This is a genomic window from Bacillus sp. GW823-FHT06A10 (genome assembly GCF_058795375.1).
In genome coordinates, this window is the sequence record NZ_JBXAHT010000002.1 from 103,722 (window position 1) to 127,708 (window position 23,987).

At 36.4% G+C, this 23,987-nt stretch carries 27 protein-coding genes and 1 riboswitch; of the genes, 15 read left to right on the plus strand and 12 right to left on the minus strand.

Annotated elements, in window-relative coordinates:
• Positions 1–324: 324 nt before the first annotated feature.
• Positions 325–1,245: a Nif3-like dinuclear metal center hexameric protein gene (locus AC1Q8M_RS15285; protein ID WP_098311936.1), complete on the minus strand. Its 921-nt coding sequence runs from the start codon at positions 1,243–1,245 to the stop codon at positions 325–327.
• 32 nt (positions 1,246–1,277) lie between these two features.
• Positions 1,278–1,454 (minus strand): hypothetical protein, encoded by a 177-nt coding sequence (locus AC1Q8M_RS15290; protein WP_015406513.1) that lies wholly within the window; start codon positions 1,452–1,454, stop codon positions 1,278–1,280.
• 165 nt (positions 1,455–1,619) lie between these two features.
• Between AC1Q8M_RS15290 and AC1Q8M_RS15295 the strand changes: the two genes are divergently transcribed.
• Both AC1Q8M_RS15295 and AC1Q8M_RS15300 read left to right on the plus strand, forming a co-directional pair.
• Entirely contained in the window at positions 1,620–1,943 is a 324-nt protein-coding gene (locus AC1Q8M_RS15295) for an iron-sulfur cluster biosynthesis family protein (RefSeq protein ID WP_000289570.1), read from the plus strand.
• 258 nt (positions 1,944–2,201) lie between these two features.
• Positions 2,202–3,107 (plus strand): DMT family transporter, encoded by a 906-nt coding sequence (locus tag AC1Q8M_RS15300; RefSeq protein ID WP_098361131.1) that lies wholly within the window; start codon positions 2,202–2,204, stop codon positions 3,105–3,107.
• 28 nt (positions 3,108–3,135) lie between these two features.
• Here AC1Q8M_RS15300 and AC1Q8M_RS15305 read toward each other — a convergent pair whose 3' ends face one another.
• A complete protein-coding gene (locus AC1Q8M_RS15305; protein ID WP_000639042.1) occupies positions 3,136–3,357 on the minus strand; it encodes a hypothetical protein in 222 nt (73 codons plus the stop codon).
• A 279-nt stretch (positions 3,358–3,636) separates the two neighbouring features.
• On the opposite strand from AC1Q8M_RS15305, the gene AC1Q8M_RS15310 reads away from it, so the two are divergent.
• The gene (locus tag AC1Q8M_RS15310) at positions 3,637–4,020 is read left to right on the plus strand and encodes an ATP synthase subunit I (RefSeq protein ID WP_000624926.1); all 384 of its coding nucleotides are present in this window, start codon (positions 3,637–3,639) and stop codon (positions 4,018–4,020) included.
• A gap of 359 nt (positions 4,021–4,379) precedes the next feature.
• Here AC1Q8M_RS15310 and pckA read toward each other — a convergent pair whose 3' ends face one another.
• Positions 4,380–5,966 (minus strand): phosphoenolpyruvate carboxykinase (ATP), encoded by a 1,587-nt coding sequence (gene pckA / locus AC1Q8M_RS15315; RefSeq protein WP_053563510.1) that lies wholly within the window; start codon positions 5,964–5,966, stop codon positions 4,380–4,382.
• A 228-nt stretch (positions 5,967–6,194) separates the two neighbouring features.
• Positions 6,195–6,316, plus strand: a riboswitch (SAM riboswitch).
• 169 nt (positions 6,317–6,485) lie between these two features.
• Here pckA and metK point away from each other — a divergent pair.
• Positions 6,486–7,685 (plus strand): methionine adenosyltransferase, encoded by a 1,200-nt coding sequence (gene metK / locus AC1Q8M_RS15320; protein WP_000163117.1) that lies wholly within the window; start codon positions 6,486–6,488, stop codon positions 7,683–7,685.
• A gap of 226 nt (positions 7,686–7,911) precedes the next feature.
• On the opposite strand, the gene AC1Q8M_RS15325 is transcribed toward metK, so the two are convergent.
• On the minus strand, positions 7,912–8,091 hold the full coding sequence (locus AC1Q8M_RS15325) for a hypothetical protein (RefSeq protein ID WP_098855695.1): 180 nt from the start codon (positions 8,089–8,091) through the stop codon (positions 7,912–7,914).
• Between the two features lie 236 nt (positions 8,092–8,327).
• On the opposite strand from AC1Q8M_RS15325, the gene AC1Q8M_RS15330 reads away from it, so the two are divergent.
• Both AC1Q8M_RS15330 and AC1Q8M_RS15335 read left to right on the plus strand, forming a co-directional pair.
• Complete coding sequence (locus tag AC1Q8M_RS15330; protein WP_000117130.1) at positions 8,328–8,837, plus strand: MogA/MoaB family molybdenum cofactor biosynthesis protein; 510 nt, start codon at positions 8,328–8,330, stop codon at positions 8,835–8,837.
• Complete coding sequence (locus AC1Q8M_RS15335) at positions 8,834–9,436, plus strand: molybdenum cofactor guanylyltransferase (protein ID WP_098855694.1); 603 nt, start codon at positions 8,834–8,836, stop codon at positions 9,434–9,436. The genes AC1Q8M_RS15330 and AC1Q8M_RS15335 overlap by 4 nt, the downstream gene beginning before the upstream one ends.
• A gap of 278 nt (positions 9,437–9,714) precedes the next feature.
• Here the strand turns inward: AC1Q8M_RS15335 and AC1Q8M_RS15340 are convergent, their stop codons facing one another.
• The 3 genes from AC1Q8M_RS15340 to AC1Q8M_RS15350 all read right to left on the minus strand — a co-directional run bounded on the left by AC1Q8M_RS15340 (position 9,715) and on the right by AC1Q8M_RS15350 (position 12,060).
• Positions 9,715–10,857, minus strand: a complete 1,143-nt coding sequence (locus AC1Q8M_RS15340; protein WP_098361132.1) for a glycosyltransferase family 4 protein — start codon at positions 10,855–10,857, stop codon at positions 9,715–9,717.
• A 12-nt stretch (positions 10,858–10,869) separates the two neighbouring features.
• Entirely contained in the window at positions 10,870–11,403 is a 534-nt protein-coding gene (locus AC1Q8M_RS15345) for a phosphatase PAP2 family protein (RefSeq protein WP_000868578.1), read from the minus strand.
• 144 nt (positions 11,404–11,547) lie between these two features.
• Positions 11,548–12,060 carry a gamma carbonic anhydrase gene (locus AC1Q8M_RS15350; RefSeq protein WP_153593537.1) on the minus strand — a complete coding sequence of 171 codons (513 nt, stop codon included), beginning with the start codon at positions 12,058–12,060 and terminating at the stop codon, positions 11,548–11,550.
• Between the two features lie 74 nt (positions 12,061–12,134).
• Between AC1Q8M_RS15350 and AC1Q8M_RS15355 the strand changes: the two genes are divergently transcribed.
• Together AC1Q8M_RS15355 and AC1Q8M_RS15360 are read left to right on the plus strand one after the other, a co-directional pair.
• A complete protein-coding gene (locus AC1Q8M_RS15355) occupies positions 12,135–12,938 on the plus strand; it encodes an alpha/beta hydrolase (protein ID WP_025118653.1) in 804 nt (267 codons plus the stop codon).
• Between the two features lie 40 nt (positions 12,939–12,978).
• Positions 12,979–14,043, plus strand: a complete 1,065-nt coding sequence (locus AC1Q8M_RS15360; RefSeq protein ID WP_001102475.1) for a tetraprenyl-beta-curcumene synthase family protein — start codon at positions 12,979–12,981, stop codon at positions 14,041–14,043.
• 37 nt (positions 14,044–14,080) lie between these two features.
• Here the strand turns inward: AC1Q8M_RS15360 and AC1Q8M_RS15365 are convergent, their stop codons facing one another.
• The 4 genes from AC1Q8M_RS15365 to mnmL all read right to left on the minus strand — a co-directional run bounded on the left by AC1Q8M_RS15365 (position 14,081) and on the right by mnmL (position 17,916).
• A complete protein-coding gene (locus AC1Q8M_RS15365; RefSeq protein WP_098361133.1) occupies positions 14,081–15,382 on the minus strand; it encodes a PepSY-associated TM helix domain-containing protein in 1,302 nt (433 codons plus the stop codon).
• A 119-nt stretch (positions 15,383–15,501) separates the two neighbouring features.
• A complete protein-coding gene (locus AC1Q8M_RS15370; protein WP_090976843.1) occupies positions 15,502–16,176 on the minus strand; it encodes an aspartate/glutamate racemase family protein in 675 nt (224 codons plus the stop codon).
• 211 nt (positions 16,177–16,387) lie between these two features.
• Positions 16,388–16,960 carry a tRNA 5-(aminomethyl)-2-thiouridylate-methyltransferase MnmM gene (gene mnmM / locus AC1Q8M_RS15375; protein ID WP_098361134.1) on the minus strand — a complete coding sequence of 191 codons (573 nt, stop codon included), beginning with the start codon at positions 16,958–16,960 and terminating at the stop codon, positions 16,388–16,390.
• Positions 16,957–17,916, minus strand: a complete 960-nt coding sequence (gene mnmL, locus AC1Q8M_RS15380) for a tRNA modification radical SAM protein MnmL/YtqA (protein ID WP_000868033.1) — start codon at positions 17,914–17,916, stop codon at positions 16,957–16,959. Before mnmL ends, mnmM begins: the two co-directional genes overlap by 4 nt.
• Before the next feature lie 111 nt (positions 17,917–18,027).
• Between mnmL and AC1Q8M_RS15385 the strand changes: the two genes are divergently transcribed.
• From AC1Q8M_RS15385 to AC1Q8M_RS15415, 7 genes are all read left to right on the plus strand, one after another.
• Positions 18,028–18,291 (plus strand): YtzC family protein, encoded by a 264-nt coding sequence (locus AC1Q8M_RS15385; RefSeq protein WP_000840869.1) that lies wholly within the window; start codon positions 18,028–18,030, stop codon positions 18,289–18,291.
• Between the two features lie 15 nt (positions 18,292–18,306).
• A complete protein-coding gene (locus AC1Q8M_RS15390; protein WP_001129340.1) occupies positions 18,307–18,456 on the plus strand; it encodes a hypothetical protein in 150 nt (49 codons plus the stop codon).
• Between the two features lie 136 nt (positions 18,457–18,592).
• Complete coding sequence (locus AC1Q8M_RS15395; RefSeq protein WP_061660245.1) at positions 18,593–19,615, plus strand: DUF418 domain-containing protein; 1,023 nt, start codon at positions 18,593–18,595, stop codon at positions 19,613–19,615.
• 287 nt (positions 19,616–19,902) lie between these two features.
• A complete protein-coding gene (locus AC1Q8M_RS15400; protein WP_000165837.1) occupies positions 19,903–20,664 on the plus strand; it encodes an ABC transporter ATP-binding protein in 762 nt (253 codons plus the stop codon).
• A gap of 16 nt (positions 20,665–20,680) precedes the next feature.
• Positions 20,681–22,540, plus strand: a complete 1,860-nt coding sequence (locus AC1Q8M_RS15405) for an FtsX-like permease family protein (RefSeq protein WP_050822136.1) — start codon at positions 20,681–20,683, stop codon at positions 22,538–22,540.
• A 348-nt stretch (positions 22,541–22,888) separates the two neighbouring features.
• Complete coding sequence (locus AC1Q8M_RS15410) at positions 22,889–23,455, plus strand: tyrosine-type recombinase/integrase (RefSeq protein ID WP_000454206.1); 567 nt, start codon at positions 22,889–22,891, stop codon at positions 23,453–23,455.
• A 33-nt stretch (positions 23,456–23,488) separates the two neighbouring features.
• Complete coding sequence (locus AC1Q8M_RS15415; protein ID WP_001026053.1) at positions 23,489–23,986, plus strand: cation:proton antiporter regulatory subunit; 498 nt, start codon at positions 23,489–23,491, stop codon at positions 23,984–23,986.
• Position 23,987: the final 1 nt, after the last annotated feature.

Sequence of the window (23,987 nt, forward strand, 5' to 3'; positions counted from 1 at the left end):
CCCGTGGGTCCGGTGTTCCCCGTGGGTCCGGTGTTCCCCGTGGGTCCGGTGTTCCCCGTGGGTCCGGTGTTCCCCGTGGATCCGGTGTTCCCCGTGGATCCGGTGTTCCCCGTGGGCCCAGTGTTTCCGTTAGAACCGCTGTTGCGCCTGCCGTCGCAACTAAAATAATTACGTGGGTACATATATGTTCTCCTTTCTATATTTTCAAAATCTAGTTTTTAAAATAGAACTACTATATATATATTATGAATTCTATAATTTTGTGTGGCAGATCGTATTTTGTGTCTAGATTTCAAAAGATAGCGGGAGGAGAATTAAGTAGTGTTAGAGCCACCATTTCTCCTGCGGAAGCAAAATAACATCCACATCAAAATTCTCTTTAAACCAATCATACATCAATGTCTCTTTTACTAAATATTCAGAGGCAGAGTGTGACACGCCAATTAGAGACATATTCGTTTCTTTTACATAATCCATAATGAGCGAGTATTTATGTCGGCCGTAATTATTGTCGATATGGCAATGGATTTCTCCTGTAATATATGCTTCAGCACCTTTTTCTTCTGCTTCCTTCATTAAAGATACAACATCGCCACATCCAGCGATAATTGCGATTTTTTTGATGGAATCATGTCGTTTACCTTCGAAGTCTGTGTAAGGAATCTGGAAGAGTTGTTTTAGATGTTTTTGGAGTGCTTCTGTTGATGTTTCATCTATTTCACAAATAAGGCCAACTGGTTCTTGTTCTGGACCTCCATATGCAAAGTTGTCCACTACAGTAGCATTTAATGCTTTTGCAATTGAAATACTCGTTCCATGTGTTTGATGAAAATCCATTGGTACGTGACATGTATATATAGAAAGTTGTTTTTCCTTTATTCCTTGCAAATATTTTTCAGGAATTGGTATGAAACCGCGGCCTGATCTTCCAATTGGATCACCGCACTCCATTACAAGGGGATGGTGCATAAAGAGTAAATCACCGGGTGTGGATTGTGAAATGAATGTTTCAAGAACGTCATCTGTAGGGAATACAGCTAAAAATACTTTGTTTACATTTTCAGATCCGTGCATCATAAGGCCGTTAAATAAATCTACAAAATTTGCTTCGAAAAATTGTTGCCAAGGAAATTTGATAGGATCATATACGGCTGGGATAAATCGACTAAAGGCGCTATCTTTTCCGTATTTTTCAATTTGAAATAAGTGATCGAGTGATTGCTCTATTTTTTTTAAGGCTGGCATGTTTGATAATCCTCCTTAAGATGATTCTTGCTTTATGAGTTGTTTGTATTCTTCGTAGCAAAATAAGAAGCGGATAGGAAACAAATAAAACCTAGAATCCAGCCAATAGAAGGAGAATAGGGAAGTACATGCTGTAATAGCATTCCGCTAGAAATGAAGAAACTACTAAATAGACCTAATAACATAGGATATCGTTGTAGTTTGAACACAGATAGTAAACATCCTTTCTCCTGCATGAACTACTCATAAAAGCTCGATTGCTGAAACTTTATGACATACATTGTATATTAGTCTTAATTTTCTGTATATAACTTTTAAGAAAAATGGTGATACAATATATAAATGATAAGAGAAGAGAGGATGAAGATTAACATATGTACGTTACTGTAACAGAAGCAGCATATAAAAAGATTATGGATACGATTCCAAGTGAAGCGAAATATATAAAGTTATTTTACGATAATGAGGGTTGCGGTTGTGTTATGAGCGGAATCATCGATTTAGTAGCTGTAGCAGAGAAAGATGAGCGCGATGTGGATATTGAATCAAGCACAATGAATTTTATCGCTGATCGTACAAAGCTTGTATTTATGGACGATAAGTTAACGGTTGATTGGCATGAAGGTGGAGGAACTTTTCAGTTGAAGAGCCCAAGCCAGTTTTATAATCCAAATATGAAATTACACGTTCGAGTATAGTAAAGGAAATGTGAGTCCAAAATGTATTTTGGACTCACATTTTTTTATTTTATAAGTCGCTATTATTGTCGATTTTTGTTGATAAGTCGATATATTGAAAAAATCGCTGATATAAATGGAGTTGCGCTGATATATTTGGGAAATCGCCGATATAATTTCATTTACCAAAACGTTTCAATAGTAAAAAGATTTTTTCACATAATGAAATGTACATGTGATTGAATTTTCTGTATAATCTTCTTTGCGGAGGGGATACGCATGAGAAGATGGGGAATTGAGTTATTAATTTTAAGTGTTGTTATTATTTGGGGGATTAACTATACGATTGCAAAGTATGGATTTTTAGAATTTACAGCAATTGAATTTACTGCACTTCGTATGATGGCGGCGGCACCGCTCCTGTTACTTCTTACCTTTTTTATTGAAAAGTCGGTTTATATGGAGCGAAAGGATATACCTAGACTAATCATCGTTAGCGTTGTAGGTATTATACTGTATCAAACGTTATTTATGGAAACTGTCAAATATACATCCGCTACAAATGCCTCTTTACTCATTTCTATTTCACCTATTTTTACAACTGTATTTGCGATTTTTCTGAAACAAGAAAATTTTTCTTCTCGAAAGTTAATCGGTTCTATGATTGCTTTTGTTGGTGCAGCATTAGTTTTAGTAGCAGGACATTCACTTACTAGTTCTTTTTATGGCAATGGAATTGGACTTATTACATCAATATGCTGGGGGCTTTATCCTGTTTTAGCAGGACCATTAATTAAAAAATATTCAGCATTACGTGTTACAGCATGGTCTGCATTAGTGGGTGCGATTCCGCTATTATTGTTAAGTGGTCCGCATGTGTTTGTCATGCCATTTCACATTACTCACGGAATGACACTATTTGCTTTACTATATTCTATTTTCTTTGTCACAGTATTTGGTCTAGTAATGTGGTATGTTGGTGTTCAAAAAATTGGGGCGTCACATACGATGGTATATATGTATATAACGCCGCTTGTAGCTGTTTTATTTGCAGCTGTCTGGGCAAATGAATATGTATCGTTTCAACAAATCATCGGTGGAATTATCATTTTTGTCGGTTTATGGTTTGTGAAATCGGAGAAAGTAAAAGTTCATTCTATTGCAGGGGAACCTATATCAAAATAGGAAAACAGATCACCTATGATCTGCTTTCCTATTTTTTTATTTTTGGTAAGAAGATGAGAAATAAGATAGCAGTAATAAGTGGAATTAAGTTTAAAAATGGAATACGGAAGAGTGTAATAAGAATAATACCTGGAAGAAGAACACCGAGGACAGCGTAAAAAATGCTATGGTTTTTCGTGTACCAATACAACGAAAGTCCGATAAGTGCAGGGATAATGAGATGAATGAGAGCCATTAAAAAATAAATCATTAGACGCCCCCTTTATTTGTGTGCTTATTACATCATATCCGTATGTTCATAAATTGATATCATTTTTTTCATAAATGGACGAAAAAAGTTTGAAAAACCGTCACAAAATATGAGAATATAATGTTTGAAATCTTGTATAATATTATTTTCTAAAAGCATTTAAACAACATAAACATACTGTTTATGTTGTTTTTAATTTGAGTGAAATGGATGTAAGGAATATGAATTTGAAAGAAATTTTTTGTTGGATAGATAAGAACGAATGAAGAGAGGTACAGCATGATTAGTATGTCACTAAGATCATTTAAAATCCAATCGTATTATATACTAGGTATTTTGTTACTAGGTTGGATGTTAACACCGTTTTCAGCACACTTTTTAGGCGCTGGAATTGGGCTTATTGTAAGTATGTATTGCGTTTGGCTTCTAGGGAGAAGAATTGAGAAGCTTGGAGATAGTATTGTAAAGAAGACGAAAGCACCGACACTCGGTATGTTTAACCGTTTTGCAGCTGCCATTTTGGGTGCTATTATTATGTACGAAATTGAGCACCACATGGTTATGTGGGCATTTGCAGTAGGGATTATGGGTGGTTATTTCTTAATCGTTGTGAATTTAGGATACTATAGCATGAAAGATGAGAAAGAACTAACAAAGAGCTAAAAGAGATAAAAAGATAAAAGACTTCTTTTTAGATGGAATAGATGATCCAGCCACAAATAGAAGCGGTCAGGGCCTTTTTTAACCCCATACGATGTGAAACTCGAGAGATGTAGCGAGTAGTGATATAATGTATATATTCGAAGCTGTAATTTTATAATCTAGGTCACAGATGAAGAGATTAGCATTTCACTTTATATAAGATATAGAAAGAAGCTTACGTTTTCACGTAAGCTTCTTTTTTATGTAAGTGTGTGTAACCGTTAAGCCGCATTGGGTTTTGTCGGTGAGTACGCGAAACTTTACGGTTACACGACACTTATTCATATGAGTAAAGGGTTATTCCAACAGAAAGTTTTAATTTAAGCGATTGGACCGCCTAAGTTAATGATATCTTCAGAAACGCTTTCGAACTTTTTGAAGTTCTCTTTGAATTCATTTGCAAGCTCGATTGCTTTTGCTTTGTAAGCAGCTTTATCAGCCCAAGTTTGTTCAGGCATTAACACTTCGTCAGGTACACCTGGTACGTGAAGTGGAACTTCAAGACCGAAGATGTCATGTTTAGCTGTTTCAGTTTTTGCAAGTTCGCCGCTTAATGCTGCTTGAATCATTGCACGAGTATAACCTAAGTTCATACGTTTACCAACTCCGTACTCGCCGCCAGTCCAGCCAGTGTTTACTAGGAATACTTTCGCATCGTGTTTCTCGATTTTTTCACCAAGCATTTCAGCGTAGCGAGATGCATCAAGTGGTAAGAATGGTGAACCGAAGCAAGTTGAGAATGTAGCTTGCGGAGATGTAACGCCGCGCTCTGTTCCTGCTAGTTTACTAGTGTAACCACTTAAGAAATGATACATAGCTTGCTCTTTTGATAACTTACTGATTGGAGGCAATACGCCAGATGCATCAGCAGTTAAGAAAATAATTGTATTTGGGTGTCCAGCAACACTTGGCAGTACGATATTGTCGATCGCATGCATAGGGTATGCAGCACGAGTATTTTCTGTTAAAGTAGTATCGTTGTAGTCGGCGATACGCGTTTGGTCATTAATGATAACGTTTTCTAAAACAGATCCAAATTTGATTGCATCGAAAATTTGTGGTTCTTTCTCGTGAGAAAGGTTTACACATTTTGCATAGCAACCGCCTTCAATATTGAATACACCGTTATCAGACCAACCGTGCTCATCATCACCGATTAATTTACGGTTTGGATCAGCAGATAATGTTGTTTTACCTGTTCCAGATAAACCGAAGAATAGTGCTACGTCGCCTTCTTCACCTACGTTTGCAGAGCAATGCATAGAAAGGATATCTTGTTCAGGTAATAAGAAGTTCATAATAGAGAAGATTGATTTTTTCATTTCTCCAGCGTATTCTGTACCACCAATTAGTACGATACGTTTTTCGAATGAAACCATAATGAATGCTTCAGAGTTTGTACCGTCAACAGCTGGATCAGCTTTGAAATTCGGTGCAGAAACAATTGTGAACTCTGATTCATGAGTTGTTAATTCTTCTTCAGTTGGACGAATGAATAATTGATGTACAAATAAATTGTGCCATGCATATTCGTTAATAACTTGAATTGGTAGGCGGTAATTGCGGTCAGCGCCTGCAAATCCTTTGAAGACGAATAACTCTTCTTTTTCTTTTAAGTATTCTAAAACTTTAGTATATAATTTATTAAAATGTTCTTCAGAAATCGGTTGGTTCACAGCTCCCCAAGCAATTTTGTCAGCAACCGATGCTTCTTTCACAATAAATTTATCTTTAGGAGAACGTCCTGTATATTTTCCAGTTGAAGCAGAAACGGCACCAGTCGAAGTTAATTTCCCTTCATTTCGCATTAATACTTTTTCCACTAATTGCGGAACACTTAGTTGAATCTGTGCATTGCTTCCGTTCAATAATTCGTGTAAACCAATTTGGACATTCACAGTACTCATATTTATATACCATCCTTTTCATTTAATGAAATATTTCTCGTAATCCCCAACAAGAGTATAACACAATTATATAAATAATGTATACTATTTATTTCTTTTTGTTTGTGTGAATGTATTATTTCCCTATTAATATTTCATTTCAGGCGTATTGAGAAAAACTTTCAGGAAAATGTGAATATTAATTGACAAATGAATATCATTTCTTTAGTATAGGTTGGGACGGATACTCTCTTATCCCGAGCTGGCGGAGGGACAGGCCCGATGAAGCCCAGCAACCTCACTTGTATTGATAAATGCAGGTGAATAGGTGCTAAAACCTGTGCGAGGCTACAGGTCTCGAACGATAAGAGCGAAGGGCAAAAAGCAGTATGCAAGTAGCAAATTAAACCTTTCCTCTATGTAAAGTAGGAAAGGTTTTTCTGTATGCTTGTGTGGGAGAATAAATGTATGTCGCAGTTTGTGGCAAATTAAGGATGAGTTCCGTACAATATATACAATTACTGTAGGGAGGTTTACCACATGACAAAAAAACGTCATCTGTTCACATCTGAGTCTGTAACTGAAGGACATCCAGATAAAATTTGTGACCAAATTTCTGATTCAATTTTAGATGCGATCTTATCAAAAGACGCAAATGCACGTGTAGCTTGTGAAACAACTGTAACAACTGGTTTAGTATTGGTAGCGGGGGAAATTACGACTTCTACTTACGTAGATATTCCAAAAATCGTTCGTGAAACAATTCAAGGCATTGGTTACACACGCGCAAAATACGGATTCGATGCAGAAACTTGTGCTGTTTTAACATCTATCGATGAGCAGTCTGCTGACATCGCTATGGGTGTTGACCAAGCGCTAGAAGCACGCGAAGGTCAAATGACTGACGCTGAGATTGAGGCAATTGGTGCAGGAGACCAAGGTTTAATGTTTGGTTTCGCATGTAATGAAACACAAGAGTTAATGCCACTTCCAATCTCGCTTGCTCACAAATTAGCTCGCCGTTTAACTGAAGTACGTAAAGATGATACATTATCATACTTACGTCCAGATGGAAAAACGCAAGTTACAGTTGAGTATGATGAAAATGGTAAACCAGTACGTGTTGATACTATCGTAATTTCTACACAACATCACCCAGATGTTACATGGGAAGAAATCGATCGCGACTTAAAAGAGCACGTAATTAAAGCTGTAGTACCAGCAGAATTAATGGATGGAGAAACGAAATTCTTCATTAATCCAACTGGCCGCTTCGTAATTGGTGGACCACAAGGTGATGCTGGTTTAACAGGACGTAAAATCATCGTTGATACTTACGGTGGATACGCTCGCCATGGCGGCGGTGCATTCTCTGGTAAAGATGCAACAAAAGTTGACCGTTCTGCAGCATATGCAGCTCGTTATGTTGCGAAAAACATCGTAGCAGCTGGTCTTGCTGACAAAGCAGAAGTACAACTTGCATACGCAATCGGTGTAGCACAACCAGTATCAATTTCAGTTGATACATTCGGCACAGGTAAAGTATCTGAAGACGTACTAGTAGAACTAGTTCGTAACAACTTCGATCTTCGCCCAGCTGGTATTATTAAAATGCTAGACTTACGTCGCCCAATTTACAAACAAACAGCAGCTTACGGCCACTTCGGACGTACTGATGTAGATCTTTCATGGGAACGTACAGACAAAGCTGCAGCTTTAAAAGAGCAAGCTGGTCTATAATATATGAAAAAAAGCTTTGCGCGGTGAGCGCAAAGCTTTTTTTATTTCGTTTTACTTACAATTTGAATGCATGATTTGCAATATACTTCGCCTTCTAGCTCAATATACTTTTTCGTATTAGTCATGCCACTTGCTGGAAAAGGCATATGAATCCATGCCTTTTCATACGTTTGTATTTCCTTTTACATGATTTACAAAGGGTGGATTTCTTCTGGAAGATATGCAATCAACCTTTCATTTGACGTGCTTTACCTGCGCAAAAGGCACTGTTTAGTAAAAATAGTGTCGCGAATATAATGCTTACTAATGTAGCGTATGGAATTGCACCTTTTAAGGAAAAGCCGACAGTGATTGAAGCGATGAATAAGAGGATGAATGTTGTTGTTAATTTTTTATAAAGTTCCATACTATGTAGACCTCCAATTTATTTTTTAGTACAAGTTTTAAAATTGAATTCTATTATGTAGAAAATATAAAGAGTAACTAAAGATATGTAGTCTAGGAGTATAAGAAAGTGCAGTTTCCTTTTTGTGGGTTAGTATACTTATATTGTATCATGGCGCATGATTGGCTTCATACATAATTGTGTAAAGATATGTATGATAAAATGAAGAAAAGTCTTTAAGAAAGGAAAGATAAAAAATGAGTGTAACTGAACATAAAAAACAAGCTCCAAAAGAAGTGCGTTGCAAGATTGTTACGATTTCCGATACACGTACGGAAGAAACGGATAAGAGCGGACAACTATTACATGAATTGTTAAAAGAAGCGGGCCATACAGTAACCTCTTATGAAATTGTAAAAGATGATAAAGAAAGTATTCAGCAAGCAGTGTTAGCTGGTTATCATAAGGAAGATGTAGATGTTGTATTAACAAATGGCGGTACTGGTATTACGAAGCGTGATGTAACAATTGAAGCAGTGTCAGCTCTATTAGATAAAGAGATTGTCGGGTTTGGTGAGTTGTTCCGCATGATTAGTTATTTAGAAGATATCGGGAGCAGCGCAATGTTAAGTAGAGCGATTGGGGGTACAATTGGGCGCAAAGTAGTTTTCTCGATGCCAGGATCGAGCGGGGCGGTTCGCCTTGCGATGAATAAATTAATTTTACCGGAATTAGGCCATATTACATTTGAGCTACATCGCCAATGAGTAGGTGGGCTGGAATTGTATTAGCGGGCGGTATGTCGAGTAGATTTGGTGAGCCGAAAGCGTTAGCGAGCTGGCAAGGTAGTACTTTTATTGAGCATATTTTGAAAGAGATGACAAGTGCGCTCCAAGAAGTTGTAGTCATTAGTCATTCTGATATAAAAGAGCGAGTAGAGCAATTCGTACAAGTTCCTGTTATAGAAGATATCCCGCACTATAAAGGGAATGGACCGCTGGCCGGTATTGTATCCGGAATGGAATACATAGAAGCAGATTGGTATGCTATTATGCCTTGCGATGCGCCAAATGTTTCGCATGAATGGTTTACCATTTTACTGGAGCAAACGAGCAATGAATATGATGCAGTTGTACCTATTATTAATGGAAGAAAACAGCCGCTACTTGCAGCGTATCATAACCGTGTGAAAGAAAAGATTTATGCTTTACTTCAGGAAGAGAAAAGAAGTATGGGGCAGCTTTTATCACAATGTAATGTGAAGTATGTTGCTGGAGAAGATGTACAAGCGAATACAGATTGGTTTATAAATGTAAATACAAAAGAAGAATATGTGCAGGCTCAAAAAAACCTTTCAAATGAATGAAAGGTTTTTTGATATACAGAATTGGGGAACAATTGCTGTATAAAGGTATGTGAGTAAGTTGATTTTAAGGGGAATTCTTAAAATCATTATACAGCAAAAACACTGTATAACCATATATTAATTTTTATGGGTTTTTATTACAAGTCTGTTTAGTTATGTTTATTTTTGCTATAATGAATATGGAAATAAATGATATTTCACCTTATGTATCATTCATTCAACTAAAATTTACAAGTGTGTAATAAACTCCCTTCGTTTTTTGAAGGGAGTTTTTCTGTTCAAGCAAGTAACTCTGATGCGGTATGCTGAAGGACTTCTTCATACTGGTTAAGTAAGCCGCGAAAGATCTCATCCCAGCTTTTTGATTTTGCAAAAGATGAAGCTGCTATTCCCATCTGCTCAAGTTTTTCTTCATTTTGCAATAAAGAATAAATGGATGATAGAAATGCATCCTCATTTTTAGGGGGACAAAGAATTCCCGTTTTTCCATCTGTAATAATATTTTTAACCCCGCCACTATTTGCACCAATGACAGGTGTGCCACATGCGAGTGATTCAAGTACGACATTTCCGAATGTTTCAGTAGCTGATGGAAATACCATTATGTTAGAACAAGCATATGCTTCAGCTAAATCTGCACTTTGTAAATAGCCAGTAAAAGTGACATTTGTTTGTGGAACAGCTTCACGCAAATTTGTTGCTAGAGGTCCGTCTCCTGCGATGAGCCAATGAATGTCGTTTCGAGTATGCGATGTTTTAACGATAAGGTTTTGCAACGTATCAATATCTTTTTCAGGAGCAATTCGTCCTACATAGGAAAGAACGTACTTCGCTGTAATATTATATTTTTTTCGGAATAGGTCTGTATTGTAAGCTGGATGAAAGAGTGTGCAATCTACACCACGTCCCCAAATGGAGAGGGCCTGAAAGCCTTTATTTTTTAATTGATGTAATGTTTCAGGGGAGGGAACGAAATTTTTTTGCATATGACTATGAAACCATTTTAAATAGTTCCAAAGCATATTGGAGAGAAATTCAATTTTGTAATAGCGTAAATACGCATCGAAATCAGTATGATAAGAACCGACAACTGGGATGTTTAACTTTTTGGCGTAATACAGTCCACAAAGTCCCATGTTGAAAGGTGTGGCAATGTGAATAATGTCAGGTTTAAAGGAATGAAGTTCCCGTTTAATACGCGGAGTAGGAAAAGAAAAGCGACATTCTGGATATAATATTGTTAACGGGATACTTCTCATCTTGTTCACATTAGCCACGAAATTATCTTCAGCTGTATGTTGAGGGGCGAAAACAGAATAGGCGATCTGTTCTTTTTGAAAGTAACTTGTTAATCGTTCTAACGTTTTCGCAACCCCGTTAACTTGTGGCGTAAAAGTATCGGTAAAAATGGCGACTCTCATCATATCACTCCTTTATGTGAAAAGTGGGATGAATTGATAAAAAGAGATGATGCCAGAGCAAGTGCCAAGGCACATGCCGACGAATACATCTGACGGATAGTGAAGCCCTAAATAAATACGAGAAATACCGACGCATAATGCTAACGGTAATAGGAAAGCAAGTAAGCTTGGATTATAGCAAATAAATGGAATGAAGACAGAGAAAACGGCTGTTGTATGACCAGACGGGAAAGAGTGGTCTTTTAATGGATGGACTGGATATTTCGCATCCTGAATTGTTAAATACGGACGTTTTCGTGGATACCACCTTTTTAATATTTGTACAGGAATATGGCTAATTGCTAAAGAAATAGCAGCAGCGATTGCCGCTTGGTGTAAAGTCCCTTTTGCAAAAATTAAAAAGAAAAGTGTAAGTGCAATGGAGAAAGTAGCACCACCGATATGGGTTATATTGCTGAAAAAGATATTTAATGTTTTTTGATCAAAGTAGCGATTAATTCCTTTAAAAATGTAACATTCTATTTTATATAATCCACTGACCTTCATGAAAATTCTCCTCCCTCGTTTACATATATATGGAGATATTAGCTTTTATTTTAATAAGATTTTGTTGAGGGAGTAATAATGTTTTGTAAAGAAAAAGTTAGTTTTTATATAAAAAAAGCTGCCAGTATTATGGCAGCAGTAAAATCATTTTTGTAGTGATTTATAATATTGACCTTTTTCAACATACTGCGTACGAATACGCTCCATATCTTTACGGTCTTCTTCTGTTAATTCACGAATGACTTTCGCGGGACGACCGAAAGCTAACGTGTTTGGTGGAATTTTCTTTCCTTGTGAAACGAGGCTTCCAGCGCCGATAAAAGCTCCTTCACCAATTTCAGCACCATCTAATATAATGGATCCCATTCCAATTAAAGCATCCTTTTTAATATGACAGCTATGTAAAATAACTTGATGCCCAACTGTAACATCATCTTCTAAAATAAGAGGATATTGAGGGCTTTGGTGGAGTGTACATTGGTCTTGTACATTTACTCGGTCTCCAATGATTGTTGGTGACACATCACCACGGATGACCGTATTAAACCAAATACTTGATTCCTCGCCAACGGAAACGTCGCCTGTAATCGTAACATAGTCAGCGATAAAAGCACTACTCGCAATTTTCGGTTTTTTTTCTTTGTAAGGATATATCATGTAAAGTCTTCCTTTCCTAGAGACTAGTTTTAGTGTATCAAATTATGAGAAAGAGTGAAATGGAGGAGGTCCGTATGTGGAATTATGAAGCAGAGGAAGCGAAAGCTGTCATTGTTATCGTGCACGGCGCAATGGAATATCACGGACGTTACGAAGCCGTTGCGGAAATGTGGAATCACATCGGCTACCACGTCGTGATGGGGGATCTTCCATCACATGGAACAACTTCAAGAAATAGAGGACATATTGATTCATTTGATGAATACATAGAGGAAGTTAAATTATGGGTGAAAGAAGCAAGAAAGTATAGGTTACCTATTTTTCTATTCGGTCATAGTATGGGTGGTCTTATCGTCATTCGTATGATGCAAGAAACGAAGAGAGAAGATGTAGAGGGTATTATTTTGAGTTCGCCTTGTTTAGGGGTAGTGACTGGACCCTCTGCCCCGCTTCAATTTGCTTCAAAAATATTAAATGTTGTGGCTCCAAAATTGCAATTTGCAACGAATCTTACGGTGGAAATGTCAACAAGGAATCATGAAGTGAGAGATGCAATGGAGAATGATTCATTGTTCTTGCGCAAAGTATCAGTACGTTGGTATAGTGAATTGATTAAGTCTATCGAAATTGCTCATAAAAAAATAGACGATTTTCCAGACGTTCCGCTCTTGCTAATGCAAGCATGTGAGGATAAACTTGTAGATAAAACACGTGTCCGCATGTGGTTTGATAATGTTAAAATAGGTGATAAGGCATATAAAGAATGGCCGAATTGTTATCACGAGTTATTAAATGAGTATGAGCGTGATGAAATTTTGAATTATATTCAGTCATTTACTGAAATACATGTCAATAATATAGTAAAAACAAACAAATAAATCATTATTTGTACATTTAATAGAGGAGATGAAGGAAGAAGTGAACGTACCGAGTAATCCCATAACGCTCATGGCGAAAGTATACCGTGATGTGTTTCCGGTTGTACACCATGAGCTAGCGATGTGGAAAGAGCGTGCCTACCATATTCCGAATGATGAGCTTCATAGTCAGGCAATCGCAAGTATTGAGCATAAAACGTTTCATTGTGAGGGTGGTGGCATTTTATCGCTGCTAGCAAATGAACACCGAGAGGAATGTATTCGTTTTATCGTAGCGTATCAAACAATCAGTGACTATTTAGATAATTTATGTGATCGCAGTACATCACTTGATCCGAATGATTTTGCCGCGCTACATGAATCAATGTTAATGGCACTATCACCTGAAGTGGAAGGTGGCGGTAATTATTATCGTTACCGTGATGATCAAGATGATGGTGGTTATTTAGATGAACTTGTTGAAACGTGCCAAGATGTTTTAAAGAAAACGAAGCACTATGACAAAATCGCTCCTGTTCTCCATGAACTTGCTTGTTATTATTGTGATTTACAAATTCATAAACACGTGAAGTTAGAAGAGAGAGAACCGCGCCTGAAAACATGGTTTGAAGCACATAAAGAAAACTTACCTGAGATGAGCTGGTTTGAATTTTCAGCATGTGCCGGTTCTACGCTTGGAATTTTCTGCCTTGTAGCATATGCATTTCATGATGAATTACATGATGAAGATATTGCGAAAATTAGACAAGGATACTTTCCTTACGTACAAGGACTTCATATCTTACTTGATTATTTCATCGATCAAGAAGAAGACCGCATAGGCGGAGATTTGAATTTCTGTAGTTATTATGAAAACGAGCAAGCTATATTAGATCGTATGAAACACTTTGTAGAAGAAGCAGAGAAGAGCATTGGTGATTTGCCTCATGCGAAGTTTCATCGTCTTATAAGCCGAGGATTACTTGGTATTTATTTATCAGATCAAAAAGTATCAGCACAAAAGAATATGCACAAAATGGCACGGCGCATTGTAAAGTACGGAGGCCTCACTTCAAGATTCTTCTATTGGAACGGGAAGATGTACCGAAAGAAAATGGCGCAGTGATGAAGAAAACCACTCATGTAGAGTGGTTTTCTTTTTATTATGATCGTATTTTTGAAAATACATATATGAGAAGTTCAATTGCAAAAATAACTAAAACAGATAGTCCGAATAAAGGCATGACAGCGCCTAATATAACCATCATGATAAAGAAAGCGAATATACTTTTCTTATCTCTTTGTTTTGGAGGTGCTGCTAATTTTCCTTTCGGCTTTCTTGCTAACCACATTTTTATTCCGTAATAAATGAGAAGTAGTAGAGATAATGTCGTTAGTAAGCATAATATTTTATTTGGCCATCCGAATAAATGTCCTTCATGAAGCGGAATACCGTAAGTGAACCATTGTGCAAGTAATCCATAATCACGATAGTCCGTTTTTGAAATGAGTTCCCCGCTATATTGATCAAAGTAAGCTGTTATCTCTTCACTTGGTGCAACATGCATCCCTGTAATACCAGAACCGCTCGATTTCGAAACAGTGAATACACCTTTCGGATCAGCTGGTAGTGAAATAACATGTGGCTTCTTTATTTCAATTCCTTTTTGTAATTCATCGACAGAAATTGCTTTCGGTTCATTTGAATTCGATTCAGGAGGAGCTTCTTTTCTTGTTGCCCACGGCAATTCTTTTACCTTTGATTCAGGCGGTGCCATGTACAATTTTGGATATCCGAGTGATTCATTAGAAGATGCAATTTTATAAATTTGGTTCCCCATAAATCCTGACCATGGCAATCCAGATGCGATTAGCAGAAAGAGAGGAATTGTAAATATAATACCGATAATAGAATGACGTCTTTTTGCTTTTTCTCGCTTATTGGATGATGGTGTGTTTTTGAATTGGCGTATACTCATGTACAATCCGGTTACGATTAAAAAGATTGTCCAGCATGCTGCAAGTTCTACAGTATAGTTGACGACAGTGCCACCAACTAAAAGAGAACTATGTAATTCCCTCATTATATTGGCAAACGTTTCACTTGCGTTTTGATCCCCAACAATTTGATTATTACTATCTAAATACACATATTTTTGTTGCCCAGTATACTCATTTGCAATCGTAAGTCTCGTATTATAATCCCCATTAAACTCACTAATTTTCGCCACGCTATAATGTGGATATTTTTTCTCTGTTAAGGAAATAGAATCAGCCATCGAAATAGATTCTGTTTGAGCGCTCTTTCCAAAATATAAATCTTTATAGATGAAATCTTCAACTTCCTCCCGAAATAAATACCCAATTCCGCTCAGTGACAAAGTAATAAGAAGCGGCGTAATAAAAAGTCCAGCATAAAAATGCCAACGCCAAAAAATGTAATGAAGCGAACGATTTTGTTTCATACTTTCAGTTCCCCTAACCTTCCCTATATGAATAACTACTTATTTAATATAGCGAGATTAAGTGTGATTACTTTGAAAGAATTGTGAAGAAAGTTAAAAGTTTTTAGGGTTTTCAACGTTTATAAATGTTTCTTCTTATTTGATAAATACATTTCAACAACCGCTTCAGCAAGATATTGAGAGGAATCAACAAAATCCTCATTCGCCACCACATTCAAATCGGTACACGCGATAATTGCAGTATCTACTTCATCTCTCAGTTGTAAAACGAGCGCATTCCACAATTCGCGAGCTTCTTCAATCTCTCCAGATTTAATGTAAGTAATAATTTGATTAATGCTTTCCTGCCATTTTTCATGATGAATGTATTCTATATTACGCTTTGCAATCCCATCTTGGTAAATCCTAGCTTGAACAGTTGCTTCTGTTGCGAGAAGAGCGACTCTTTTTGTATTTTCAGGAATTGCTTGTAACGTTTCATCGACTATATTTAAAATCGGGATAGAAAGCGAACGCTGTAATTCTTCAAAATAAAGATGCGCCGTATTACACGGCATAGCAATAAAGCTTGCGCCAGTACTTTCAAGTTTTTGTGCTCCGTCAATAATTGCTTTTTTCATCGCTTCGTGATCAATAGGGCGATCCATGTAAAACGGTGTTGGGCACGAGTAAATCATCATATGAGGAAAGTCCATATCATACTTTGCTCCGTATATTGTTTGGCACCTTGCTACAACTGTATCGACGAATGGTCCAGTTGATTTTGGACCCATTCCTGCTAGTATTCCGATCATTGTTTCGTCTCCTTTAAGAATGTATATATCCATTATATAGGAGAATAAAAAAAGACGTGCAGTGAATGCACGTCTTTTTTTTGTTATGTTTTGTCGAACAATCGATATATCCGAGAAATCGTTGATATATTGTAAGTTATGATAGATATATCGAAAAAATCGTTGATATATCCCGAGTTACGATAGATATAATTGAAAAATCGTTGATATATTATCGTTTCTCAATCGCCACAATAAATGGCGGGTTGTTTTGTTGGTTAATGAAGCCGTATTGCAGTACGTGTGCTTGTTTTTGGTCTAATTCTTCGGCAAATTTAAGTACAGCGTCGCGTTCTACTTGTCCTTCTGGATGTCCGTGGTAAATGACAAGGACGATGATACCTTCAGGCGCCATTACTTCTAATAATTGCTCGATCGCCGAGATTGTTGAGTTCGGTTTTGTGACGATATGTTTGTCTCCGCCAGGAAGGTAACCTAAGTTGAAAATTGCACCTGTTACTTTTCCTTGTGCGTCTTCCGGTAATACGGATAGAAGTGTATCGTGACTATCGTGAACTAAAACAGTACGTTCGAAAAGTTTTTTTTCTTTTAGACGAGTTGTTGAGCTTTCAATCGCCTCTTTTTGAATATCAAATCCAAATACTTTTCCGTTATCTCCAACGATTTCAGCTAGGAAGCAAGTGTCATGGCCGTTTCCTAAAGTTGCATCTACAGCGTAATCGCCTTCTTTTACTGCCGTTTGCAAGAGAGTACGAGCAAACGGTAATACACGTTCTAATTTCATTTTTGTTTCTCCTCATTTGCATATTTTCCTTGCCAGCTTCCGCGGCGTACAAATTCTGCATCGATGGAATTTAATACTTCCCATTTATTTAAGCTCCACATTGGACCGATCATTAAATCAGGCGGACCGTCACCTGTGATGCGGTGCACAATTACGTCTTCTGGAATAATTTCAAGTTGGTCAACAACGAGGCTTACGTAATCCTCAAGAGAAAGGAATTCGAGTTGTCCTTTTTCATATTGCTTCACCATTGGCGTTCCTTTTAATAAATGAAGTAAGTGGATTTTAATTCCTTGTACGTCAAGCTTCGCTACTTCACGTGCTGTTTCCATCATCATGTCGTAATCTTCAAGAGGAAGACCGTTAATAATATGAGAGCAAACTCGAATGCCATGCTTACGTAATTTATTTACACCTTCCACATAAGACGGATAATCGTGAGCGCGATTAATAAGATTTGCAGTACGTTCATGAACGGTCTGTAGTCCGAGTTCAACCCAAAGGTACGTGCGTTTATTTAAGTCCGCTAAATATTCAACAACATCGTCTGGTAAACAATCTGGACGAGTTGCGATAGAAAGACCGACAACGTCTTTTTCTGCTAGAAGCGGTTCGAATTTTTCTTTTAACACTTCAAGTGGTGCATGTGTATTTGTGTACGCCTGGAAATAAGCGATACATTTTCCATCTTTCCACTTTGAGCGCATTTTTTCTTTCATTTCATGATATTGCGTTATAACATCATCGCGGCGATCGCCAGCGAAGTCACCAGATCCAGCAGCACTGCAAAATGTACAACCGCCATAAGCAACTGTACCGTCACGGTTCGGGCAATCGAAGCCAGCATCTAATGAAACTTTAAAGATTTTTTCACCAAATTCATTTCGTAAATGATAATTCCATGTATGATAACGTTTATTGTCGTTTGTATATGGAAAAGGGTTTTGAACCTTCATTACTTTCCCTCCTAAGCCGAGTCAAAATAACACAAAATCCATTATAACATACTCATAAGGTTCATAAGGAAGGGACACACTAAAGGGGAATTGAAGCAAGGAGGGACAATTATGGCAGAGCGTCAATCACTTGAATCGTATATTACACAAGCGGAACAAGCGGTGGAATATGCGAAAGAACAATTAGACCAAGGTATGAGACAAGAGCATTATAATACGATGGAGTATTCGGATGCGCAGTTGCAATTAGAACAAGCATATAACGATTTACAAACGATGCAACAACATGCGAATGATGAGCAACGTGAGCAATTAAATAGAGCACGTATGGCAATTCGCCAATTGCAACATCAAATGATTATTACACCGCACTAATAAGGAGTGAATGTAATGGCGAAACGTTCAGATCAAAATAATCCAGAGCAAAAAACACAAAATGGACATAACGCTGAGTTTTCGAATGAACTTGATCCGATTGTTCAAGTAAAACAGCGTAATAGTAAAAAAGGACAACCTCAAAAATCAAAACAATCAGAGTAAACCAGGTCGAAATATGACCTGGTTTTATTTTGCTATATGACAATAATGTAAGATTTATGTAAGGTTTGTCGATAGTTGTGAGCAGCTTTCTCCAGTAGAGTAAGGAAGGATTAAATTTTATACAAGGAGTTGCTTTATGGGGAACAATATTACAAACAAGCGAATTGATGAGTTAGATTACATTCGTGGCTTTGCACTACTGGGAATTATTTTAGTAAATATTCTCGCATTACTTAACATTAAAATTCCAGATCCTAATACAGTGGATGCTAGCTATCAAAGATTTTTATACTTATTTGTAGAAGGTCGTTTCTTCTCAATCTTCTCATTCTTATTTGGAGTGGGATTCTATATCTTTATTTCAAGAGCGATTGCGAAAGGGAAAAATGGCTATGTTTTATTTTTACGTCGCTTAGTAGCATTATTTATTTTTGGTTTAATTCATCAAATGTTTCAGCCTGGAGAAGCACTAGCGTTATACGCAATTTGTGGGTTAATCGTTTTACCGTTTTATAAAGCGAAAAAAGAAGTGAATGTAGTAATTGGTCTTATTCTTACGATAGCTTTTAGTATTATGGCAGCTAAGGAATTATTACCATTAGGGTTAATTTTATTAGGTCTTGCTGCGGGGCAGTATAAAGTATTTGAAAATCTTTCAGCAAAAATTAAACAAGTCGCTATTTTTACAGGAATTATGTTTGTTTTAAGTGTTGTCGCGTTATGGTATCAATATGGACACGTTCCTGCCGAACCATTTGTAAATATGATGCTCATGAATGAGGATGGAACAGTGGACGCTGCAGGTCAATTCTTAAAAATTGGCATTACAGTTGGACCAATTATTTCAGCTTTCTATGTAGGAGCATTAATTTTATTACTTCAGTTAAAACCAGTTCAAACATTATTAGCACCATTGAAATATTATGGCCGCATGGCTTTAACGAATTATATTGGACAAACTGCAATGATTTTAATCGCAGGAAGTGTATTTAACTTTGCAGAAAACTTAACGTACATGCAGACTTTATATGTGTGTATTGCAATTTATGCAATTCAAATTGTCTTTAGCGTAATTTGGATGAAAATCTTTAAAATGGGTCCATTAGAATGGATTTGGCGTGTTATTACGTACTGGACGGTAACACCTTTAAAGAAATAAAGAGAGAAGTGGGCTGTTCCTTTTGTGGAGCAGCCCATTTTTTATTTTCAGCTTTTGTAGTTGCGCCGATATATTTGGAATTACGGTCGATATATTTGAAAAATCGCCGATATAATTTCATTTACCGATTCAATATGTCACTAATATTTAAAGTAGTAAAAGCCAAACTTACAAGCACACCTTTTTTATATTACAAAAGTGTAAGGTAAATGTAATGTTAACAAATAGCAGTTCGCCTCTAAAAAGCGCAAAATAGGTAATGGAAAAACAAGCGTAGGAGGATATATATGACGAAACCAGTTGTAGACGTGAAAAACGTTCAAAAAGTGTACGGTAAAAAAGGTGAGAACCAATCACATGCATTAAAAGGTGTTTCATTCTCAATTCAAGAGGGTGAGTTTGTAGGGATTATGGGACCATCTGGTTCTGGTAAAACGACATTATTAAACGTAATTTCAACACTTGATAAAGCAACGGGCGGCGTTGTTGAAATTGCGGGTACGGATATTACGAAAATGAAGCAAGGTGAACTTTCTGATTTCCGTTCACAAAAATTAGGATTCATTTTCCAAGACTTTAACCTATTAGAGAACTTATCTATTTATGAAAACATCGCACTTCCATTATCTCTTCAAGGTGTCGCATCACGTAATATTGGACCGAAAGTAGAAAAAGTAGCGGATATGTTAGGGATTACAGAAATTCTTCAAAAGTATCCATCTGAAGTATCTGGTGGACAGAAACAACGTTCAGCAGCAGCGCGTGCACTTGTGCATGAGCCGGCAATTATTTTAGGGGACGAGCCAACAGGAGCGCTTGATTCTAAAAATGCAACGAGTTTACTTGATGCGATGACAAACTTAAATAAAGATCAAGGCGTATCGATTATGATGGTTACGCATGATCCATATAGTGCAAGTTACTGTCAGCGTATTTTATTCATTCAAGATGGTGAGCTATATAAAGAAATTCATCGCGGTGGTACGCGTGAAGAGTTCTACAAAGAAATTTTAGATGTACTTGCAGATTTAGGTACACAAAAGGCGTAAGAAAGGAGGTTCCAGTATGTTATTTAAACTTTCCATGTCGGGGCTGAAAAGTAAGCTGAAAGATTATATCGTCTTACTTGTTGGTCTTGTCATGTCGATTTCAATTTTTTACATGTTCCAAACGTTAGCACTGAATAAAGCATTTTTAGAATCTAATTCAGTGATTAAATCTATTGGATTCGTATTCCAAGCAGGTTCATTTTTATTAGCAATTATAACGTTCTTCTACATTTTATATGCAAACTCTTTCTTATTATCTCTTCGTCAAAAAGAGTTCGGTATGTATATGATGTTAGGTGCGAAAAAACATAAAGTTACATTACTTATGTTTATTGAAACAATCGTATTAGGTGCTGCGTCTCTTGCAATCGGGATTGCAGTTGGAGTAGGACTTGCAGAAGGTATTGGACAGTTATTAATGAAACAGCTTGAATTTGCTGGTGAAGGGTATAAAGCATTTTATCTACCATCTATGACTGTTACTTGCATCTTCTTCTTTGCACTATTTGTATTATCAGCAATTATGAACAGTATTAAATTGTCACGTATTTCTGTATTGCAACTAGTACATGCAGATGCACAAACAGAGCGTGTTGCAGTAAAAGGTAAAAAGACAGTTGTAGTGGCATTCCTTGCTGTTATTTTATTAGGTATAGGTTATGCATCTATGATCTATATGGAAAAACTAAAAGAGATGGGAATCCTTATTGCATTAATTACAACGACAGCTGGTACTTACATGCTATTTGGCTCACTTCTTCCAGTCATTATTAAAAAGTTAAAAAGTAATAAAAAGCGTAGTGAAAAAGGACTTAATGCTTTTACATTTGCACAATTAAACTTCCGAATTAATAGTTTAACGAAAGTACTTGCAACAGTGGCAATGTTAGTTGCACTTGGAGCTGGTGCAATTTCAGGTGGTATGGCATTTAAAAATAACGTTATAAAAATGGTAGATGGTTTAGTAATATATGATTCAGTAGTTCATAATCCAACAGCTGAAGAAAAGAAAATTTTAGATGGTATTACATTTAAAGAGAAAAGCGAATATCGTTATAAAGTTGATGATAAATACGTTTACTATGTAAAAGAAGATTTAGAGAAAAATCGTCCTTTCGTAAAAGATATGGCAAAGATGAAGTCTATGAAGGATTTAGTAAATACGAAAAAAGTTTCAGAGGAACTACCGGTAGGTGCAGTTTCTAGAGAGATGAATCAAAAAGATGCGAATACTAAAGAACTTTCAGCGGAATGGACAGATGCTTTTAGTACAATCCATCCATATTATTTATACAATGATCATGCAATTAAAATTGTAGATCAAAAAATGTACGATGGGATAAATGGTAAAGAAGGTATAGCATTTATCGGAAAAACAGATGATTTTTTAACATATAAAAAAGAATGGAAAAAACTTGATGAGTTGCAGCTAGATAAATATAAAAATGTAAAAGCTGAACAAATGGATAGTAAATATCAAGCTTATAGTGGGTTCTATGGCATTGCGAGTGGAACAGTATTTATGGGATTCTTCCTTGGAATTGCGTTCTTAGCAATGATGGCAAGCTGCCTTATGTTTAAAATTCTTTCTGGTGCATCAAAAGATATTACGCGTTATCAAATGCTTCGTAAAATCGGTGTGCGCCGTGAGTTACTAACGAAATCGATTTATAAAGAGTTATTCTTAGTATTCTTATTCCCAGCAATTGTGGGTATCGCTCACGTATTAGTTGGTATGAATATTTTCGGATTTATTTTAATCGATCCGTACTTCCGTATTTGGGTACCAATTGTAATTTTCGTAGTTATTTATGCGATTTATTACTTCATTACCGTTCAATTGTATAAAGGAATTGTTCTTCCGAAAGAAGATTAATAATAAAAACCGAGCAAAAACGCTCGGTTTTTATTATTTTCAGAAAAAAACACTTTAATGTTACTGAAATGTATAATATAATGTAAGTAAGTAACGTAATATAAAAGTAGAAGTAGCTGTATAAGGAAAGGAGGAATCCAATCTGTAGAAAGAAGCTGAACTTTTATCCCCACATTTTTTTACCGCAACGTATTTATACAATCGTAAGTTTCCACATTGAAAGTTTTCAGAACCACCTGAGTATATTGTGAAAATAATGGATAACACATGGAAATCTCATAGCATGATAAGGTAAAATGGACAACATAATGAGAAAATTACCGTTCATAAGATGAGGAGAATACATGTATGGAAGTTGTAGAGGCATTAAAAGATATAAGCCAAATTGAGGCTATGAAAAAATATTTAAAAGAGCACTCCCAGCGAGATTATCTTTTATTTGTTATTGGAATTAACACAGGATTAAAAATTACAGAACTACTTAGCATGAAATTTGAAGATGTATTAAATGAAGACGGGACTGTTAAAGAGTTTTATGCTCTTCCTGTGAAAGATGAAAAATTTAAACAAGATATTTATTTAAATACAAAAGTAAAAGAAGCGCTTTTAGATTACGTACAATCTATTGGCGTTAAAAGAGAAAATTACGTATTTCAATCTAATAAAACGCCAAATTCAATTACGCGCCAACAAGCGTATCGTGTAATTCATAATGCTGCAGAAGCAGTTGGAGTTGTTGGTAAAATCGGAACGAATTCAATGCGAAAAACGTTCGGATTTCATGCGTACAAAAGAGGGATAGCGATTGCGCTATTGCAAAAACATTTTCATCACGCGACTCCATCAGAGACACTAAAGTATTTAGGTATCTCAAAGGATGAGACCTTTAAAACGGAGATTGATGTCGATTTATAAAAGCCGTAACTAAAAAATTAGGAGGCGGAAAATATGAATATTAGAGAGAGTGAACTGCCGGGTATTGGATGTAAGTTTGAAGTGATTACAAAAGGTAATGAAAAGATGGTTATCGTTATTCATGATGATGGCCGAAGAGAAATGTACCATTTTGATGCTGATCATGAAGAGAGTATTTCAAGTGTCTCTCTTCGTGATTCTGAAGCGAGACAAATTGCAGCTATATTGGGCGGAATGGTATATAGGCCACAAGCTTTAGATACGATTGAAATGGCTTTTGAGGGATTATCAATTGAGTGGTTTAAGGTGGAAAATAATGCACCAGTTGTACAAAAAACAATTGGTAGTTTACATGTTCGAAACACATATAACGTAACGATTATTGCCATTTTGAAAAAGAATATGAAGAAGTTCTTTAATCCAGGCCCAGATTCTATCATTGAAGCTGGCGATATGCTCGTATTATCAGGCGAAAGACATGAAGTAAAAAGAATTATTAATGAGTTGCTTTCAGTAGGAGGGGATTCATAAT

Coding starts and splice junctions, on each gene's coding strand:
- mnmL (WP_000868033.1), bottom strand. CDS start 17,916: ATGAAGGTTCAAAACCCTTTTCCATATACAAACGACAATAAACGTTAT.
- AC1Q8M_RS15365 (WP_098361133.1), bottom strand. CDS start 15,382: ATGAAACAAAATCGTTCGCTTCATTACATTTTTTGGCGTTGGCATTTT.
- AC1Q8M_RS15400 (WP_000165837.1), top strand. CDS start 19,903: ATGACGAAACCAGTTGTAGACGTGAAAAACGTTCAAAAAGTGTACGGT.
- AC1Q8M_RS15325 (WP_098855695.1), bottom strand. CDS start 8,091: ATGGAACTTTATAAAAAATTAACAACAACATTCATCCTCTTATTCATC.
- AC1Q8M_RS15405 (WP_050822136.1), top strand. CDS start 20,681: ATGTTATTTAAACTTTCCATGTCGGGGCTGAAAAGTAAGCTGAAAGAT.
- metK (WP_000163117.1), top strand. CDS start 6,486: ATGACAAAAAAACGTCATCTGTTCACATCTGAGTCTGTAACTGAAGGA.
- AC1Q8M_RS15350 (WP_153593537.1), bottom strand. CDS start 12,060: ATGATATATCCTTACAAAGAAAAAAAACCGAAAATTGCGAGTAGTGCT.
- AC1Q8M_RS15310 (WP_000624926.1), top strand. CDS start 3,637: ATGATTAGTATGTCACTAAGATCATTTAAAATCCAATCGTATTATATA.
- AC1Q8M_RS15415 (WP_001026053.1), top strand. CDS start 23,489: ATGAATATTAGAGAGAGTGAACTGCCGGGTATTGGATGTAAGTTTGAA.
- AC1Q8M_RS15390 (WP_001129340.1), top strand. CDS start 18,307: ATGGCGAAACGTTCAGATCAAAATAATCCAGAGCAAAAAACACAAAAT.
- AC1Q8M_RS15355 (WP_025118653.1), top strand. CDS start 12,135: ATGTGGAATTATGAAGCAGAGGAAGCGAAAGCTGTCATTGTTATCGTG.
- mnmM (WP_098361134.1), bottom strand. CDS start 16,960: ATGAAATTAGAACGTGTATTACCGTTTGCTCGTACTCTCTTGCAAACG.
- AC1Q8M_RS15410 (WP_000454206.1), top strand. CDS start 22,889: ATGGAAGTTGTAGAGGCATTAAAAGATATAAGCCAAATTGAGGCTATG.
- pckA (WP_053563510.1), bottom strand. CDS start 5,966: ATGAGTACTGTGAATGTCCAAATTGGTTTACACGAATTATTGAACGGA.
- AC1Q8M_RS15300 (WP_098361131.1), top strand. CDS start 2,202: ATGAGAAGATGGGGAATTGAGTTATTAATTTTAAGTGTTGTTATTATT.
- AC1Q8M_RS15305 (WP_000639042.1), bottom strand. CDS start 3,357: ATGATTTATTTTTTAATGGCTCTCATTCATCTCATTATCCCTGCACTT.
- AC1Q8M_RS15295 (WP_000289570.1), top strand. CDS start 1,620: ATGTACGTTACTGTAACAGAAGCAGCATATAAAAAGATTATGGATACG.
- AC1Q8M_RS15335 (WP_098855694.1), top strand. CDS start 8,834: ATGAGTAGGTGGGCTGGAATTGTATTAGCGGGCGGTATGTCGAGTAGA.
- AC1Q8M_RS15285 (WP_098311936.1), bottom strand. CDS start 1,245: ATGCCAGCCTTAAAAAAAATAGAGCAATCACTCGATCACTTATTTCAA.
- AC1Q8M_RS15370 (WP_090976843.1), bottom strand. CDS start 16,176: ATGATCGGAATACTAGCAGGAATGGGTCCAAAATCAACTGGACCATTC.
- AC1Q8M_RS15340 (WP_098361132.1), bottom strand. CDS start 10,857: ATGAGAGTCGCCATTTTTACCGATACTTTTACGCCACAAGTTAACGGG.
- AC1Q8M_RS15395 (WP_061660245.1), top strand. CDS start 18,593: ATGGGGAACAATATTACAAACAAGCGAATTGATGAGTTAGATTACATT.
- AC1Q8M_RS15385 (WP_000840869.1), top strand. CDS start 18,028: ATGGCAGAGCGTCAATCACTTGAATCGTATATTACACAAGCGGAACAA.
- AC1Q8M_RS15345 (WP_000868578.1), bottom strand. CDS start 11,403: ATGAAGGTCAGTGGATTATATAAAATAGAATGTTACATTTTTAAAGGA.
- AC1Q8M_RS15330 (WP_000117130.1), top strand. CDS start 8,328: ATGAGTGTAACTGAACATAAAAAACAAGCTCCAAAAGAAGTGCGTTGC.